This is a genomic window from Sulfobacillus sp. TH-112, from assembly GCF_057473405.1.
Genome location: NZ_JBYCKN010000150.1, coordinates 1 through 16810 on the forward strand (window position 1 = coordinate 1; position 16810 = coordinate 16810).

General features: G+C 50.9%; 16 protein-coding genes. 8 read left to right on the forward strand and 8 right to left on the reverse strand.

Annotated features, from left to right (window positions below):
- Together ACOJWD_RS10715 and ACOJWD_RS10720 are read left to right on the forward strand one after the other, a co-directional pair.
- Positions 1-555 (forward strand): peptidoglycan-binding domain-containing protein (locus ACOJWD_RS10715; RefSeq protein ID WP_486993224.1); only part of this gene is annotated, 555 nt, incomplete at its 5' end.
- A gap of 35 nt (positions 556-590) precedes the next feature.
- Positions 591-1274 carry a hypothetical protein gene (locus ACOJWD_RS10720; protein ID WP_486993225.1) on the forward strand — a complete coding sequence of 228 codons (684 nt, stop codon included), beginning with the start codon at positions 591-593 and terminating at the stop codon, positions 1272-1274.
- Between the two features lie 154 nt (positions 1275-1428).
- On the opposite strand, the gene ACOJWD_RS10725 is transcribed toward ACOJWD_RS10720, so the two are convergent.
- On the reverse strand, positions 1429-2310 hold the full coding sequence (locus ACOJWD_RS10725; protein ID WP_486993226.1) for a glycosyltransferase family 2 protein: 882 nt from the start codon (positions 2308-2310) through the stop codon (positions 1429-1431).
- On the reverse strand, positions 2307-3419 hold the full coding sequence (locus tag ACOJWD_RS10730) for a glycosyltransferase family 4 protein (protein WP_486993227.1): 1113 nt from the start codon (positions 3417-3419) through the stop codon (positions 2307-2309). The genes ACOJWD_RS10725 and ACOJWD_RS10730 overlap by 4 nt, the downstream gene beginning before the upstream one ends.
- A gap of 643 nt (positions 3420-4062) precedes the next feature.
- On the opposite strand from ACOJWD_RS10730, the gene ACOJWD_RS10735 reads away from it, so the two are divergent.
- Complete coding sequence (locus ACOJWD_RS10735; protein WP_486993228.1) at positions 4063-5187, forward strand: acyltransferase; 1125 nt, start codon at positions 4063-4065, stop codon at positions 5185-5187.
- Between the two features lie 83 nt (positions 5188-5270).
- Positions 5271-6140, forward strand: a complete 870-nt coding sequence (locus tag ACOJWD_RS10740; RefSeq protein ID WP_486993238.1) for a sulfotransferase family protein — start codon at positions 5271-5273, stop codon at positions 6138-6140.
- A 51-nt stretch (positions 6141-6191) separates the two neighbouring features.
- On the opposite strand, the gene ACOJWD_RS10745 is transcribed toward ACOJWD_RS10740, so the two are convergent.
- The 3 genes from ACOJWD_RS10745 to frc form a co-directional block, all read right to left on the reverse strand.
- On the reverse strand, positions 6192-6650 hold the full coding sequence (locus ACOJWD_RS10745) for a PAS domain-containing protein (protein ID WP_486993229.1): 459 nt from the start codon (positions 6648-6650) through the stop codon (positions 6192-6194).
- Positions 6651-6715: 65 nt separating this feature from the next.
- Complete coding sequence (gene oxc, locus ACOJWD_RS10750) at positions 6716-8398, reverse strand: oxalyl-CoA decarboxylase (RefSeq protein ID WP_486993230.1); 1683 nt, start codon at positions 8396-8398, stop codon at positions 6716-6718.
- Positions 8399-8504: 106 nt separating this feature from the next.
- The gene (gene frc, locus ACOJWD_RS10755) at positions 8505-9755 is read right to left on the reverse strand and encodes a formyl-CoA transferase (protein WP_486993231.1); all 1251 of its coding nucleotides are present in this window, start codon (positions 9753-9755) and stop codon (positions 8505-8507) included.
- 509 nt (positions 9756-10264) lie between these two features.
- On the opposite strand from frc, the gene ACOJWD_RS10760 reads away from it, so the two are divergent.
- The 3 genes from ACOJWD_RS10760 (at position 10265) to ACOJWD_RS10770 (ending at position 13728) form a co-directional block, all read left to right on the forward strand.
- Positions 10265-11191: a LysR family transcriptional regulator gene (locus tag ACOJWD_RS10760; RefSeq protein WP_486993232.1), complete on the forward strand. Its 927-nt coding sequence runs from the start codon at positions 10265-10267 to the stop codon at positions 11189-11191.
- Between the two features lie 185 nt (positions 11192-11376).
- A complete protein-coding gene (locus ACOJWD_RS10765) occupies positions 11377-12693 on the forward strand; it encodes an OFA family MFS transporter (protein WP_486993233.1) in 1317 nt (438 codons plus the stop codon).
- A gap of 129 nt (positions 12694-12822) precedes the next feature.
- Positions 12823-13728 carry a LysR family transcriptional regulator gene (locus tag ACOJWD_RS10770; RefSeq protein WP_486993234.1) on the forward strand — a complete coding sequence of 302 codons (906 nt, stop codon included), beginning with the start codon at positions 12823-12825 and terminating at the stop codon, positions 13726-13728.
- On the opposite strand, the gene ACOJWD_RS10775 is transcribed toward ACOJWD_RS10770, so the two are convergent.
- Positions 13725-13937, reverse strand: a complete 213-nt coding sequence (locus ACOJWD_RS10775; protein ID WP_486993235.1) for a hypothetical protein — start codon at positions 13935-13937, stop codon at positions 13725-13727. The genes ACOJWD_RS10770 and ACOJWD_RS10775 overlap by 4 nt on opposite strands.
- Before the next feature lie 296 nt (positions 13938-14233).
- Here ACOJWD_RS10775 and ACOJWD_RS10780 point away from each other — a divergent pair, with 296 nt between their 5' ends.
- Positions 14234-15079 carry a DMT family transporter gene (locus ACOJWD_RS10780; RefSeq protein WP_486993239.1) on the forward strand — a complete coding sequence of 282 codons (846 nt, stop codon included), beginning with the start codon at positions 14234-14236 and terminating at the stop codon, positions 15077-15079.
- A gap of 11 nt (positions 15080-15090) precedes the next feature.
- On the opposite strand, the gene ACOJWD_RS10785 is transcribed toward ACOJWD_RS10780, so the two are convergent.
- Positions 15091-16110, reverse strand: coding sequence for a glycosyltransferase (locus tag ACOJWD_RS10785; protein WP_486993236.1), 1020 nt, complete (start codon positions 16108-16110; stop codon positions 15091-15093).
- On the reverse strand, positions 16107-16810 hold a 704-nt coding region (locus ACOJWD_RS10790; protein WP_486993237.1), incomplete at its 5' end, for a glycosyltransferase family 4 protein. The genes ACOJWD_RS10785 and ACOJWD_RS10790, both read right to left, overlap by 4 nt.

The window sequence follows — 16810 nt, forward strand, 5'->3', positions numbered from 1 at the left end:
AGCATCGTCCCGATTTGGGATCCCACATTTCAATCGGAAGTCTTCATGACTGACGAATACCTCAATAGCAACGATCAATGGACCGTGAATCCCAACGGTCAGGCGGTTGCGCCAACCTCCGTGCTTTCAACAGCAGATGAGTCAAGCTCCCTGGCCCAAGTGAAGAATCTCCAAGGTCTCTTGAACTACATTCTGTTGCGCTATGCGGTAGAAAACAATCAGACGACACCGGCGTATTTAGCTCAAGATGGGTACTATGGTCCGCTTACGGCAGCCGCTGTGACGCAGTTCCAACAAGACTTTAATGTCACCGGTGCGACGGCCGGCGTATACGATGCCGCCACTCAAGCCGCATTAAAGGAAGTCATCAACAACTGGGGTATCGGAGAGTACCAATACTGGGTGGATACGACCGCGTCAATCCAAAATCGTGTGCAAGAAGTCGCAGAAGCGTATAATCTCGCGGGAATTGCTCCCTGGCGACTTCCATTTGAGACCTCCGACTATTGGCAGGCCATTGAAAGCACTGTTAATGTTAGTCACACGGACGAATAAAGGATATTCCATGGCAGTATAAGGAGGATTCACCCATGAATCGATTGCATCTAAGCGGTCTTCTTGCAGTACCAGTACTCATGGTGGCAATTGCCGGATGTGGACAACAGCATCCTGCCGCCTCAGCGCCGGTCAAGACCAATCACAAGCAGCATCACACCACAAGTGCCTCACCATCGACGGTACCATCGTCTTCGCCGTCGCCGAGCGCTTCCTCTAGTCCGTCTGTTTCGGTATCGACCTCGACGTCCGTGTCTTCACTCCCTGTGCAAAGCAACGCTAATCCTCAACCGGTATTGTCTAATGTGCCATCTGCTGCTGGAGTGGGAAACCCGAGTGGCATTCGCGCGACCGTCAATAGTGTTCAGGCAGAAGGTACTGTCACGGTCAATGGGAGTTCAGACAATTTGTATTTATTAAACATGACTCTACGCAACATCACCACCTCAATGATTCAATTCCCACTAAGTGACCTTATCGTGGCCCCGAGCACAACATCGGCAACGACTTCACGCAACGACTACAGTCTTGATGGCATTACGAAGAGTGATTCTCTTTTTCCTTATCCCATCGTTCCTGATCATGCTTCGGCAGTGATTGTCATGGTGCCATCGAATCAATCGGTCTCTGGGGACTTTACCGTAGAAGTTCCCTCCGCCAGTCATTACTCCGTACGAATTTCCGGTGATTCTTCCGCAGTGGCCACGTTCTCAAATTAGTCTTCACGCCTCACACGCCACAAACTAGGCCAGACCATCGCTCTAGTTTGTGGCGTGTTTTCATGAAAATTCCCGTACGGATCACTGCCATAGGCCGCCCTATGTTACCTATGTTAACCAAGCACGCGATGTTTTGGCGTCCTCGCGGTGATTATCAAACAATTCCCTCCCGCTTATGCCGCTGACGAAACCGAAAGCCCTCCCAGATGGCCCACGGATCGCGGACGCCCTGAAACACGGACTGTCCAAATCTCTCCCAATCGCGCTCCCGAATCCCCTCGACGAGCCCGTCGAATGCTCGACGACCATAGAAGCGACGACGATCATCGTCCGTGAACCCCAGTTTCGGAAACCATTCATTCACCACTGAGAGACTGCTCTGCAGCATTTTGTCCTTTTGGTGGTGGGCTCCCCCGTCATGAATCCGATAATCCATCAATAGTTCTTGTACGTAGTGCGCGCAATATCCCTGGGACAAAATCGCTAACCAAAACAGCCAATCATCGGCTCCCCCATGAAGGTCGCCACTCAGTTTGGGTATGGCATCCATCCATGCTGCATAACGAATCATCACCTGACTCGGAGAAATGATTTGGTTAGCCACCTTCAAGTCCTCCAATAGAAGACTCGGACGTCGGGCAGACCAGAGGGGCTTCCCCTCCCCATCATCGATCAGTCGTGCATTAGTCGCCACAAACCCCACCGCCGGTTGCTGCTCCATTACGTCAACCGTGCGACGCACAAAGTCCGGAGCCCATCGATCATCTTGGTCCAACAGTGCTACATAGCGTGTCTCCGATGAAAGCTGCGCCACCCCAAAAATTCTGGCAGCCATCACCCCACGATTCTCTGACAAATAGATATATGGTACATGAAATTCTTCACATAGACTCTGGACGGTTTCTTCGGCGGGGCTACCGTCTTCAATCACTAGGGTCTCGATCTGACCATCGAATGTCTGTCCCTGAACGCTTTCCAGCGTGTCGCGAATGAACCGTTTGCCGCGATAGACGGGGATGACCACACTAATCTTCATGTACTGATCTCCGCGTGAGACCCCTCCGATAGCACCTGGTGCACTTTTTCATAAACTCTGTCCCATTGATAATCCTTCGACATGGCAAACCCATTTTGACTCATTTCCCATGTTTTAGACCGGTTTCTGAGCAACTCAATCATCGCCTCAGCCAGTACTTGTGGTTGATCTTTGTTATAGAGATATCCATTCTGGCCATCGTGAAGAAATTCCGGTATCGCCATTCTAGGCGGCCCAATCACCGGAACCCCACAACTGAGTGCCTCAAGATAGGCAATCCCATATGGCTCCCATAGACTGGGCAACACAAATCCGGCACTCTCGCGCAACAAATTTAAGACCGCGGTGGAATCCACATCGCCATATGCCTCAATGCCATCACGCAACGGAATGGCGTCCCGCGGTGGTCCCACTATAGCTAAACGAGCCGTAGGCAGTGCGCGCCGGACAATATCCCAAGCGTCCAGTAACAACGGGCCGCCTTTGCGGACAAAGTCACGACCGATAAATACTAACCGCTCGCTATCGAGATTTTTTTCTGAATAAGGATTCTCCGTGAACTGCACCCCAAGATTGGACCCGGCTCCCACATGCACAACGCGGTTTTCTGGTATAGCTCCGGTATCGACAATTTTCTTGCGAATCCATTGACTCATGGTAAACACGGCACGGGCCTTCGCATAATGCTCCAACTGCATCTTTGCCTGTGCTTTTAACAGCGAGAGGCTCACTTCGTCATACATATAAGTAGGTAAGCCATCCTGACGGAAGTCGACCAGAGTCTGATAGTTGAGGTCTTGATAAAAATAGTGTGGAGCGGATGACAGGATTTGACTACCGAAAACGAACACCGGCCAGGACGCAAATTCATTGGGAACCTTTAAGTGGCGATAGGTCCAGGGATGAATGGAAGAAAATGCGCGAAGACGCCCATTTTGCCATCGTAGAGTCGCTAAAATGGCGGGAACCTTTCTCCATCGGGGGACCACCATCGAAAAACGCTCCAATGCATAGCCCCGTTCTTCAAAAGTCTGGCCAAGATTAGCTATCGTCCGATTGACGTGACGTCCGTATGCCCAGACCAACTGCTGCAAGCCAACGCCTCCCATTTCTCGATTCTCCTAGTATACTCAATTGTCGAATCCCCGCACCAGTGTCCGCTGCGCTGCCAAGTCAGATTTAATTCTCATAAAGTCGGCAATCGACCAAGCTGAAGCGAGCTCCCTGCCTGAATCCTTCCTCGCCAGTGACTGAGAAGCCGTCAAAAGCACGGAAGTCCCGCTCTCCGCACTGTTCCACCGTTATTCTCATAGTCGCTGGCATTCCTTCTAAAATGATTCGGCCTCGCGGGGCAGCCGCTGCTGGCTGACGAGATGAGGAGTCGCACGCGAACCCTCTTGGTCGATAGCCTGCGATCACCGTTTGATAGAGCCTAGATGCGTTGTTTGACCAGTCAAACGGTCATCGAGTCCTTTTCACACGAAACGGTCATCTTCCTTGATAAGGGTTTGACTGAATGCATGGTTTTCAATACCTTGAGGAGACCTTCTGTGGATTTATCTTATGGGAGTCCACGTACCGGGTGCTGCAAACCGTCAACGCCTTGTAACATGCTGCTCACCACCTCCACACATTTAGCGATTGCCACGTCGTCAATGCACTCTTGCGATAACTGAATGTTGTCTGAATCCCCGGCGTAATTCAGGTGGTCATCAGGTTCACCACTTAACATGTCTTGGGAGGATGATGGTCATGTCACACACACCACGCAAACAATATGTCTATAGCCTCGACATGGTAAGGGCACTCAGTATCCTAGGCGTCGTACTAGTGCACTCGGTGCGGTTTGCCTTAGTACCCCACCGCCCCATCTCAGGGAGCCTCCTCCAACTCATTTTTCAATTTGGACGCGTCAGTTTTATGATAGTGACGGGATTCATTCTCGCCTATCAATATCGGCAAAAATCCCCAAGATGGCTGGAATTCTTTAAGCGCCGGGCAATCAGTGCAGCTCTGCCTTACGTCATTTGGTTAGTGATATTTTTGTCTTTGAGTGTGCCTCTCTGGCCGGTGGTTCCGTTCGTGAAGCAATACCTCGGAGTACTCTTTACCGGAGATGGCCATCTTTATTACATGGTTATCACATTCCAAATGTATCTCCTGACTCCGGTGCTACTATTCGTGCTTAAAAAAGGCGAACGCTACTTAAAGTGGCTCGCTGTTTTAGCTATCCTGTGGGAAATGTTCTCTTGGACGATGGCGGGATATTTTCATGAATTATCCTGGGCACCACCCTTATTCGTGACCGCTTATGTAGGGTTTTTTATCCTGGGAGGCATTATTGGGCATCACTGGCCCCAAATCGAATCATGGATTTCATCTCATCGCCAGTATGGCCTCATGGTGTTGCTGCCAGCCACAACCCTTATCGTGGCGACCTTCTTTATCGACAATAAATATCTGGGCGGCCTCAATACGGCCACCAATATGTTTCAACCCATGACAGTAATTTATACCTTAGCTATCACATTTGCCCTTTTAACGGCGGGTACCTGGTTTGCAGAAACCCGCGGCCACCATCCCCACGTCGCTCGCGTCATAGGCGTCATCGCCGATGCCTCCTTCGGCATCTTCCTGGTTCATCCGCTATTTGTCCATGGGTGGCTGGATCTTTTGAAGTGGCAAGGCATCTCCATTAATCCGTATCTCAATACGCTTTTTACATGGGGGGTTGGGGTGCTGATGAGCATTATGGTGGTCACCCTCATTAGAATGTTGCCATTTTCCGAATACCTCATTGGAATTAGACGCCGCACTCAAAAAGCGCCTGTAGCCGTTTCTCATCCCAGGGAAGTTGCCGGAGGTGCCAAGGGATAGCGCTATGTACTGAGACCCCAACGGGAGTCCATGGTGGGGTTGATATATCAAGACCGAGGGGAGCCGACACGTCATTGTCCACCGTGAACCAAACGCACACCGAAGGCGTCATTGTGATGGGAATGCATCGCAGTGGCACGTCCGTGACTGCCAATCTCATTCATGAACTAGGCTATTTCGTTCCTGAACACCTTTTGCTTCGAGGAGATCAATATAATGCCAAAGGCTATTGGGAAGATATTCGCGTGATCGATGCCAATAATCTGCTCTTACAAATATACGGTGGAGATTGGAAACGGCCGATAATTGCCAAAGATACCAGCCACAACTGGCTATTGAATAAAAATACCCGACTTCTTCAGCGTCACATGACCGCCGTAGCCCGTCCGTATGTACGTAATCCGTCTTGGATGCTCAAGGACCCGCGATTCAGCGTGACTCTACCCTACTGGATCGATGTCTTACCGAATCCTCGCGTTGTGATTTGCACGCGCAATCCGATCGCTGTCGCCAAGTCTTTAGAGAAGCGCAATGAAATGGCCCTTCCCCAAGCACTCGACTTATGGTTCCACTACATGTCTTCAGCTATCAACTACTCAAAGGGGCTTCCATCGCTCTTAGTGCACTATGAAAATTATTTCAACGAACACCAACGTGCCCAAATCGCAAGGATTGCGGACTTCGTGGGCCGCCCAACGACAATGCTTTCCCAGCGATTGCCCATCGAACAAACACTACAACATCACTTAGCTTCGGGGGATATGGTCATCGGCAACCCCGATGTCCCGCTGCATGTGCAGCAATTATATGCCGCACTTCTCAAATCACCAGATACCCCGTTCATTGACGCGCTGACGATTCCGCCCTCTGCACAACCCCTCGTCCAAAGCAGTCAAGCTAAATGGTGGTGGCAACTGAGCAAAAAAGTTCTCAGCGATAAAGCCAAGACCTAGTCCATCGTTTCTTGGTGGACTAGGTCTTGGGAACGTCATTTGGGGGCCGATTCATGACGAAAGCGATTTATCCGCTCCACATCGGGCCTTTAACGCTGCAAACTCTTTTCTTAAGGCCCGCATGTCTTCAAATTGCTTGGTTACATCTCTCATCATGGCGCCGATGCCTAGCATGTGCCCGTCCGCATCAGCAAACGGAACGATGGTAAATTCGACCGAGATACGGGTCCCATCCTTTCGCAATGCGGGCACCGATAGCAGCGAACCAGCGCCATAGCGACTCGTTCCCGTCTCCATGGTTTTGTCATAGCCCTGCCAATGTCTGTCCCGCAGTTTTTCCGGAATAATGATGTCCAAGGTTTGTCCTACCGCCTCTTGGACAGAATAGCCAAAAATTCGCTCAGCGCCGCTATTCCAAATCCTGATAATCCCTTTGTCATCGGAGTAGACCACGGCGTCAGGTGCATTTTGCACAAAATCCCGGTAAAAGGCATCAAGATCTTGCTCCATCGCTTCTCCCTCCTCCTATTCGCAATAGAAAAGAGGTTCCCCTGTAAGGAAACCTCCTTTCGACATTATTTTTGCAATGCGCTCTTGGGATTGAGACTTTGAATATGCCCGCTCTCGGTACCTGCTGTGGGATCGATGAGACAATTGATTAGTGTTGGCTCGCCCGACTCCAATGCCTCCTTGAGTGCGCGCTCAAGACTCTCCGTATCCTCGACATTGTAGCCACGACCTCCGAACGCCTCAATCAGTTTGTCGTAACGGGCGTTAGGAACAAACCCGGTCGGGGATGGGCCCGTACCTTCCGTATCCCCTCGATAGATGCCGCTATTATTTAAAATCACCACGGTCACGGGTAGGTGATATCGACAGATGGTTTCAAGCTCCATGCCGCTAAACCCAAACGCACTATCGCCTTCAATGGCCACCACTGGCTTACCACTTTCCACAGCGGCTCCAATGGCATAACCCATTCCAATGCCCATAATTCCCCACGTGCCGCTATCAAGACGTTTTCTGGGTTCATACATATCAATAATATTGCGGCCAAAGTCTAGCGTGTTGGCTCCCTCATTCACAATGTAAACGTCGGTACGATCGGATAACGCATCGCGCACAGCCCGTAAGGAGCTCGAGAAGTTCATTGGATGAGGATCCTGGGCCAGTCTCTCCGCCATCTTGGCGACATTCTTTTGCTTTCTCGCGGCAATCTCCTCGGTCCATGCGGAAGTCATATGCATGGCACGACCGGCCAGAGCACCATTCAGCGCGTGAACCGCCGAGTGAATGTCCCCTACCACCGGCGCTGCAATCGGTCGATTGCTATCGATTTCTGTGGGCGAAATATCAATCTGAATATACTGCGTCGTCTCAGACCAGAGGGGACCTTTCCCATGGGATAGGAGCCAATTCAACCGAGCTCCGACCAGCATCACCACATCCGCTTGTCCAATAGCGTAAGATCGGGCAGCAGCTGCTGATTGAGGATGATTATCCGGAAGTAGCCCTTTAGCCATCGACATCGGTAGATACGGTACCCCACTTGACTCAATCAAATGTCGAATCTCATCATCCGCCTGGGCATAGGCAGCCCCCTTCCCCAAGATCACTAACGGACGCTGTGCTTTAGAGAAGAGTTCTGCAGCTCGTTCAATTGATTCCGGGGAAGGAATTTGCCGCGGTGCCGGATCCACCACTTTGACCAAAGACTTCTTGGCCGTGTCCACATCGAGTACCGAAGCTAGCACTTCGGCGGTCAAGTCTAAATACACCCCTCCCGGCCGACCAGACACTGCTGCATGAATCGCGCGGGCGAGCCCAATGCCAATATCTTGAGGCCGATTGATGCGATATGAAGCCTTGGCATAGGGTTTCGCTGCCGTCATTTGATCCAATTCTTCATAATCACCCTGTTCGAGATCAATAATGGCGCGATCGCTAGACCCACTAATGAGAATCATCGGGAAACAATTGGTGGTGGCGTTGGCGAGCGCCACCATTCCATTAAGAAACCCGGGTCCTGACACCGTCAGGCAAATACCGGGCTTTTGTGTCAAATACCCTGCAATGGCGGCCGCGTTAGCGGCACTCTGCTCATGGCGAAATCCAATGTACCGAATCCCTTCCGCATGTGCGAGTCGCAGCAAATCGGTTATGGGAATTCCCGCCACTCCATATATGGTATCAACGCCATTCAACTTTAAGGCATCCACTACTAAATGAAACCCATCTGTTAATTCAGACGTGCCCATCTCCATCCCTCCTAAAACGTCAGTATAAGATTGTCAGAATCCCCTCTGATCGCGTATTCAGAGGGGATTTCTGAGAACGGCATCACTGTCCCGTTCAAAAACAGCATTAGACCACTTTGTTCTCTCGGAATTGGCGCACCTGGTCATCGGTGTATCCGAGGCTCTTCAATACGTCGTCTGTGTGCTCACCCAGCAGAGGCGATCCCTTAATGTCAGGTTTGAATCCTGAGAATTTAATGGGACTCCCTACCGTCAAATACTTGCCACGCACCTTATGATCCACTTCCACGACCGTTCCGCTTTCGCGCAAGTCTTCATCGTACGCAATTTCTTTCATACTCATAACCGGCGCACACGGAACATCAAACTTACGAAGAATGTCGACCGCCTCATATTTGGTCTTGTCTTTGAGCCACTCTTCGATGTCCTCAAAAATCTGAAAGATATGGGATTGGCGCGCAATCGTGGTGGAGTATGCCGGGTCGTCAATCCACTCGGGCTTTTCGATGGCCTTACAGGTATTGGCCCAGTTTTGCTCTTGCAAAGTGAAATAAATGTAGGCGTTGGGATCTTCTTCCCAGCCCTTACACTTGAGCACCCATCCCGGCTGACCGCCGCCGCCCGCATTGCCTCCGCGGGGCACCACATCGGTAAAAGTTCCATTAAGATACTGAGGATACTCTTCGAGGTAGCCTACACGCTCGAGTCGTTGCTGGTCACGCAATTTCACACGCGTCAAATTCAGCACGGCATCCTGCATCGATACACTCACCTTTTGACCCTTACCGGTCTTTTCACGCCCGATTAACGCGGTCAAAATACCAATGGCGAGATGCATTCCACTATTACTATCCCCTAAGGCTCCACCACTCACTAAAGGAGGTCCATCCCAAAAGCCGGTGGTCGACGCTGCTCCACCAGCACACTGCGCCACGTTTTCATATACCTTTAAGTCAGAGTAGCGCGAGTTGTCGCCAAAGCCCTTAACCGATCCAAAAATCAAACGAGGATTGAGTTCTTGAATTCTCTCCCAAGTAAAGCCCATCCGATCCATGGCCCCAGGGGCAAAATTCTCGACCAAAACATCTGCCTCGCGAATCAATTTTTCTAGAATCTCTTTGCCTTCAGGCGTTTTGGTATTCAATTCCAAAGAGCGTTTGTTGCTGTTGAGCATGGTGAAGTACAACGCATCCGCTTCAGGAATATCGCGCAATTGCCGTCGGGTCACATCACCCACACCAGGCCGTTCGATTTTTAATACATCTGCCCCGAACCATGCCAAAAGTTGCGTACATGCAGGACCCGCTTGAACTCCCGTAAAGTCAAGAACTTTAATCCCTTCGAGCGGAAGACTCATTATCATCACTCCTCTAGTTAGTTCACCGACACTTTTGAAGAAAAATTGGACATATTAACACTTATTATCCCAATAAATACGCCCAGCCTATAATCAATCCATCACTGACATACGACGGATAGTGCTACGAAACAGTCTGACATAAGACTAATCTTACAGTAGTGAGACGATTTGCCCGTATTTTACCGTTATCAACCGAAGGACTGCAACCACATCCCATTATAGATAGACATAATTATTATTTATACAAAGAAACCTTGAATAAATGCTTTATTTCCCAAGAGTTCCCCTAAGAAATATCTTAGTGGTCTCACGTTAGGTGGTGTACACTAGAAGCACATGGGCTATTTATCTATCTTTTTTAATGATAAGGCGGCATATTTGGGAATGACAAAATTCCCGCAGTTTTCTCTTGAAAGATTGTGATTCGCACAAATTGTTCTCAAATTTAACAACTGGCGCAGCAAGGAAATAACAATTGCTTATGACCAATAGATTGGAGGCACGAGGTGACGTTACGTCAACTAGAATTCTTAATCGGCATTGCTGACTTTGGATCGATCTCCGCTTGCGCTGAGTATTTTGGCGTGACTCAACCCGCCGTCACCAACCAGATTCATTTGCTTGAAGTAGAATTGTCCGCATCATTGCTAATTCGTAGCGCTCGCGGCGCCACCTTAACAGACATTGGCGAAAAAACGGTACAACAAGCCAAAAAAGTCTTGGAGGAGACCAAGCGACTGCAGGTCACGGTGGAAGAGGCCAAACAGTCAGTGACCGGAAACATCATTCTTGGAGTCAGCCCCCTATCACCGGTATCCATCCATCACTTCCCTCGCATCTATCGACCCTTTCACAAATCGTTTCCCGATATCCACATTCAAGTGGTTGAGGTAGAGGCACTGCACCTGGCTGATCAGGTACGGAATCATCGAGTGGACCTGGCGTTGACACCGTTACCCTTATTCACCACCAAAGCGCAGTATGAACCATTGTGGAGCGAAGAATTAGTCGTCATTGCAAGCCCCGATGAACATTTTCCCGAAACTGTCTCCTTTGGGGACCTCAAGGATCAGGGATTCGTATTTATGAAACCGGGATATAGCTTAAACCTCACGGTAGCCCGATTAGCTCAAGATGCAGGATTTGAGCCCCGAATTGTCAGCGAAGCCTCCAGTATCCATGCTCTTTTAGGGTTTGTCGCGGCGGGAGTCGGCATTGCCGTGGTCCCACGAGACACGGTAATTCTTGAAGCCAGAGCAGGATATATTAGCGTCTCGCTATTAGTGCCCCGCGCCTATCGGCGATTTGCATTGGTGTTTCGTAGTCGTGAAGAGATCACTCCCGCAGTGGAAGTCTTTATGAATTATGTACGATCCTATTCCAGTGACGTCGTACACGAGCGACACATCCCGCGTTCGTTCGATGCCGAGTGAACGACCCACCTCCTGATTCCACTGTACAATGTTGCCAGGTGCAGCCGTCATAACAATAAATTATATTTGGCCATAAGCCATACTGCTGTATCCTCCCCACCAAAGTCAGTAACATTTAATCATCCTCATAATTGGAATCGAGGAACAATTCATATCATTAGGGTTTTGTTGAAAGGAGCGTATACATGTCCTCATCCACTTCTTCGCCACCGTCTGGTGTATTGTCAAACCGGTGGTTTCAGGCAGTGCTTGCCTTAATCGTCATGGTCATGATTAGTCCCTACGAATATACCTTTACTTTGTTTGAATCGCCGATAGCGAAAGCGCATCATTGGTCTCTGCCCAGTGTTGCCTTGACATTTACCATCTACGTTGCTGTCGCCGCACTTTTCATGATTCCTAGTGGTATGTGGTCCGATAAGTGGCAGCCTCGATGGTTTACAACCGTTGCAGGTATTGTCACAGGACTTGGCTGGATTGTGAGCGCGCACGCCGGATCACACGCCGAACTATATCTTGCCTATGGACTCGGATCGTTAGGACCCGGCTATATATATTGTAACGGTGTGAATAACGCACTGAAGTGGTTCCCCGAAGCAAAGCGACGGGGTGTGGCAGTCGGCCTCATCGATATGGGTTTTGGTGCCGGATCGGCCATTTTTGTTCCGATTCTTGCCGGTATCATTGCGACCGGAATTAACGGATACCAGCACGCCTTTGAAGACATGGGGATTGCCATGATTGTGGTGATTGTGATTGTGGCTCAGTTCCTACGCTACCCTCAAAAGGGATGGACGCCTCCGGGCTATGTCCCCGAATCGGACACCAATGCCTCCACATCACGCACTCAAGTAGCCAATCCCACCTATCAGTTTAAGCCCACAGAGGTTCTCGCCACCTGGCAGTTTTGGGTGATGTGGATAGCCATGTCGCTTATCTGTGCAGCGGGGCTCATGATTACCGCTCATATTGCGGATATTGCCAAGGTCGATGTCACCGCATCGGTGGCTGTTGCCGCTGCCGTTGGCGTGACCGCTGCTACCCTCTCTCGTATTCCAAACGGCGTCATGCGGTGGGTGTCGGGAATTGTCTCTGACTACATCGGAAGAGAATTATCCATGTTCATTGCCTTCGTCGTCATGGGCATCTCTCTTTTTTGGATGGCCAACACCCACAGCGGGCCCTTGTTCATCGTCTTAGCTTGTGTGGCCATGGGAATGTGGGGACCGCTCTTCACTCTCTTCCCGGCACTGATGACCGACTACTTTGGTCGCGAACATTCGGCGGTGAACTATGGCATGATGTACACCGGAAAAGCCGTGGGTGGAATCTTTGGCGGAATCTTGGCCACGGTCATTTTTGTCGCGAACAGCTCCTATAAGCCTGATTTTTATCTTGCGGGCTCGTTTGCCATTGTCGCCGGCCTCTTAGCGATGTTTGCCTTTAAACGGCCTCACGCATCGCATCAAGCTGTCACGGGACCGGAGCGTATCGCACAATAAGCTAGGTCATGACGTATGCTTGTCCCTCTTGCTCAAGAGATTGTTTACGCCTGAGCTCGTGCTCCAGCACAGCAGAGCCAGGCGTCCTCTTGTGCATATTCCCATGTTTCCCCTAGAGGAGATCAGCTAATGACACTGTACCAGTTGCAACTATTAATTGCGGTTGAAGACTATGGATCAATTTCTCAGGCGGCGAGCCAATGGGACATCACTCAACCGACGGTAAGCCATCAACTGCAGCTACTCGAACAAGAACTGGGCTTCCCTCTGTTGCAGAGACGCAGTCGAGGCATGGTACTGACTCGGGCAGGTACCCTGGTCTCGTCCTCAGCACGCGAAATTCTTCGCTTGGCTGAAGCCATTCCCCAAAAGCTCAACGCTATGCAAACAGTGATCCATGGCGCGGTATCGCTCGGACTCAGTCCCGTGTCAGCGGTGTCCACCAACCATTTTCCGGCGATCTATCAGTCATTTCATCAAAAGTTCCCCGAAGTGCAAATCTCGGTCATTGAACAAAGTTCCGTTCCCACCATTGATGCGCTTCATCATGGCACCATCAATGTCGCTATCATGTCACTGCCAGTGCTGGGAAGCCGCGTCGACATTCAACCCCTGTGGGATGAAGAACTGGTGGTGATTGCGCCAAAAGATCTGGACATCTCCCATACCGTGTCTTTACCTGACTTGCAATCATTGCCCTGGGTATTGTTCCGCTCTACGTTCGGACTCGCACGCACCGTGACCGCTTTTTGTCACAACGCCGGTTTTGACCCTCGCTGCGTCGCGCAAGCGTCCAGCATCGGTACCATCATTGGATTTGTGTCTGCGGGAATGGGCATCTCTATTATTCCACGAGACGTAGGCGTGGAATACGCTCAACGACAACACCTGAAGATCATCCCGTTAAACACACCGCTCACGCGTCGCATAGCCTTGGTGAGCGTCAGCGGAAAAACCCTATCTCCGGCTGCGGAGGCCTTGGCACAAGAGATCTTGTCTTATGCTGATCATCACACCTACTCCGATGAGGCCTAGTCGCCTCGCCTTTGTGGATACGATCCCTGCTGTTTTAAGCTCAAGACACGAGAATTCATCGCCATCCGCCGATTCCCTCCGTACGCCGAGACCACCACGGCCAAGACCATGAATAAGAGCGTCACGGTCACCGCCCAGAATTCCAATGTCCCAAAAAGTGTCACACCGTGAGACACCATCGCCATATTCCCCTGAAGAATTTTTAACATCGTCATTCTCCCTCCCTAACATCCCTGAGGACCTCTTATCTTGCCTCTGACTGTATCTTAGAGCGTGACATCCTATCCTCCAATGTTGCTCGTCGCATGTCATGATATCGAAAACTTTTATATCATTGCGAAAGCCCCTCCCACGGAGAAAAAAGTTTAAGGGAAGGGTTCTTCAAAGAGTTAAAAACCTCATTTGGCCGGGGAAGGATTCTCCCGGCCAATCCAGAATGATATGACCATCTCCAATACTTCTTCTTAAGCGAGGGATCCCGACGCAGAGATTAGAGCATCCGTATCTGTGGCTTATTCTCATGAACGTCTTTTGGGCTGTCGGTTATCCCGTGACCGTCATTGCACTACATACGGGGGAGTCTCCCACATTATTGGCGGCCCTACGTCTCACAGTGGCCTTTATTCTCACCAGTCCGTGGCTGCGCCGGGTGACACGATGGTCATGGAGTCTTGTGGGGTATAGCGCCGGCTTAGGCATTATCGGATTCTCTCTTCCAATATGGCTCCAAATTGTGGGCCTTCACGGTACAGACGCTGCCATCGCTGCGCTTTCCGTTTCTCTCGAGCCGCTCATCACCATTCTCTTGGCCGCACTGGCATTTCGCTCCAAGATTTCCCCGTGGCAAAAAATCGCCGTGGTATTGGCCGTTTTGGGTTGTTGGATACTGACGGGCGAACCGCGTCCGGGTCACCTAGACCATATCACGGCCGATGCGGCGCTGATTCTTTCCGTACTCTCATTCACTGTCTATAACGTGTACTCGTCGCAATTGGCAAGAACCCTTCAGCCACAGCCCGCAGCCGCTCTCACCTTCGGGTTTGGTGCCTTGGGAAGCGTCATTCTATTTCTTCTCGACCCTGGTACGAGCCCCGTGCACTTCAGTTGGTCCTTTATGTGGACGAATGCCTACCTGGCTTTCATCGCGACGGGGCTATGCTATTGGCTGTGGCTTTCTGTGGTCACCCGCCACTCAATCACTGTCTCTGCGCTCTACCTCTTTATCCAACCACTGATTGGAACCGTCATTTCGATTATCTTAGGACAATCGCTCCTCACCCTCTCCTTGGTCCTAGGTGGCTTATTCGTTCTCGGAGCAATGTTTCTCGGACGGGAGCCCTCCGTTCAGTAATTCATTTTTCCCTATAGGAGGCTTTCTAGCACCGTCTGAGCTCGCGCATCCCAACTATTCTCTTCGACAAACTCTTTAAGGGGAAAAGGCGGACCGGCATAGAGAAGTGCCGCGATGAGACAATTCGCCAAACTTTCTTCGGTATCGTCGGCGACCCATCCCAATCGATGCACTCGAACCAGGTTAGCCACCTCAGAGGGTCCCGTGACCACCACGGGACATCCATAAGACAGATATTCAAACAACTTCACCGGAATCGCGAGCCGATTATAGCGGGTATCTGGGCGTGCAATGACAGCCACCTGAGCCGTCGCATAGAGCGCCCTTAACGCGTCTCCCGCGGCTTCAACCACAGAAATCCCGCCCCTCAGAGGAACGGAAAACCTCGTCGCCTCCCCTTTTCGCATCACGAGGACCAATTCTGCATCGGGAATGACCGCGATGACCCGGTCCATCACCTGAACTAATCGTTCAACGCCATCGTGGGGCCCAGCCGCACCCACATAGATGATGCGGTGGGTACGTTCACGAGAGGAAGAGGCTTTCCATTCTGCCCCCGGAGGCAAAAGAACCGCATCCCTGATGCCAATAGCTTCGGCAAGTCCCACACTGGGAACAAAGATGGAGGTCGCAAGGCGCTTATACTGCGCAATTGTCAAATCATATAAAACGGCCAAAATCCGGTGCTTGAGGCCCTTTTGCGGATAGAGATCGGGGAAGAACTGATACGCATCCCGCACAAAGATACCCACCGGGACATGATATCGTCTTGCCAAAGATAAAAAATGAATGTCGCTCGGCGTCGCTGTGGAACTAGCACTTTCGAGATATACGGCATCATATTGCCCATGCTTGAGATTATCTACAAGAGCGGATAATTGACGTCGCCGCGCTGATCGGGTGTCACTCACCATCGTAACCGAGGCCACTCGCGCCAGCGCCTCTTTCATATGTGAAATTCTCACTTTCGGGGCACGATCAAGAATGTCCAGCGGATAATGGCCAATGAACAGAATCCGGGGAGCCGTCATGACTTCCCCTGGTCAAGAGCGGCCAGCCAGCGATCGGCGATAATGTCCCAAGTATAGTTTTCCACCACGTAGGAATATCCATGGTGCGACATGGTGTTCCACTCACGATAGTCCATATCCGCCAACGTTTGTACCGCCGTCGCCAGCCCACGACCATCTTCTGGAGGCACGACCAGTCCGCCCTGGGCCTCTTCAATGAGATGAGCCATTTCTCCCTCTCCACAATAAATGACTGGCGTACCCGCCGCCCAAGCAGGGAATACTTTACTCGGTCGAGCTCCGCGAAACAGCCGGTGCTTCTTCAACGGCACCACCGTGGCCCGTGCCAGCGAAAAATATTGCGGCATCCGATCAACCGGTTGCAGGGGCTCAAAGATGACGTTCATCAGTCCCAACTCGACCACCCGTTGTTTGAGATGCTCCCGCACTGGACCGTCCCCCACCAGAAGAAAACTAATGTCCGTACGGTGACGCAAGTACTGCGCAGCATCAATGACGATATCGAGGCCCTGGGCGTAGCCCATGGTGCCAGGATATAAAAATACTTTCTCATTATTCGGTGCCACCCGATGAACCAATGCAGTGTCGGGCGTCGTATGATAGAAGATCGTGGTATCGACGCCATTGGGAAAGAATAATATTCTTTCCGCCGCAATTTTTCCGGTCTCTAAAATTCCCTCTTGAATGCCTTCTGTCACGG

Coding starts and splice junctions, on each gene's coding strand:
- ACOJWD_RS10720 (WP_486993225.1), top strand. CDS start 591: ATGAATCGATTGCATCTAAGCGGTCTTCTTGCAGTACCAGTACTCATG.
- ACOJWD_RS10725 (WP_486993226.1), bottom strand. CDS start 2,310: ATGAAGATTAGTGTGGTCATCCCCGTCTATCGCGGCAAACGGTTCATT.
- ACOJWD_RS10730 (WP_486993227.1), bottom strand. CDS start 3,419: ATGGGAGGCGTTGGCTTGCAGCAGTTGGTCTGGGCATACGGACGTCAC.
- ACOJWD_RS10735 (WP_486993228.1), top strand. CDS start 4,063: ATGTCACACACACCACGCAAACAATATGTCTATAGCCTCGACATGGTA.
- ACOJWD_RS10745 (WP_486993229.1), bottom strand. CDS start 6,650: ATGGAGCAAGATCTTGATGCCTTTTACCGGGATTTTGTGCAAAATGCA.
- oxc (WP_486993230.1), bottom strand. CDS start 8,398: ATGGGCACGTCTGAATTAACAGATGGGTTTCATTTAGTAGTGGATGCC.
- frc (WP_486993231.1), bottom strand. CDS start 9,755: ATGAGTCTTCCGCTCGAAGGGATTAAAGTTCTTGACTTTACGGGAGTT.
- ACOJWD_RS10765 (WP_486993233.1), top strand. CDS start 11,377: ATGTCCTCATCCACTTCTTCGCCACCGTCTGGTGTATTGTCAAACCGG.
- ACOJWD_RS10770 (WP_486993234.1), top strand. CDS start 12,823: ATGACACTGTACCAGTTGCAACTATTAATTGCGGTTGAAGACTATGGA.
- ACOJWD_RS10775 (WP_486993235.1), bottom strand. CDS start 13,937: ATGTTAAAAATTCTTCAGGGGAATATGGCGATGGTGTCTCACGGTGTG.
- ACOJWD_RS10785 (WP_486993236.1), bottom strand. CDS start 16,110: ATGACGGCTCCCCGGATTCTGTTCATTGGCCATTATCCGCTGGACATT.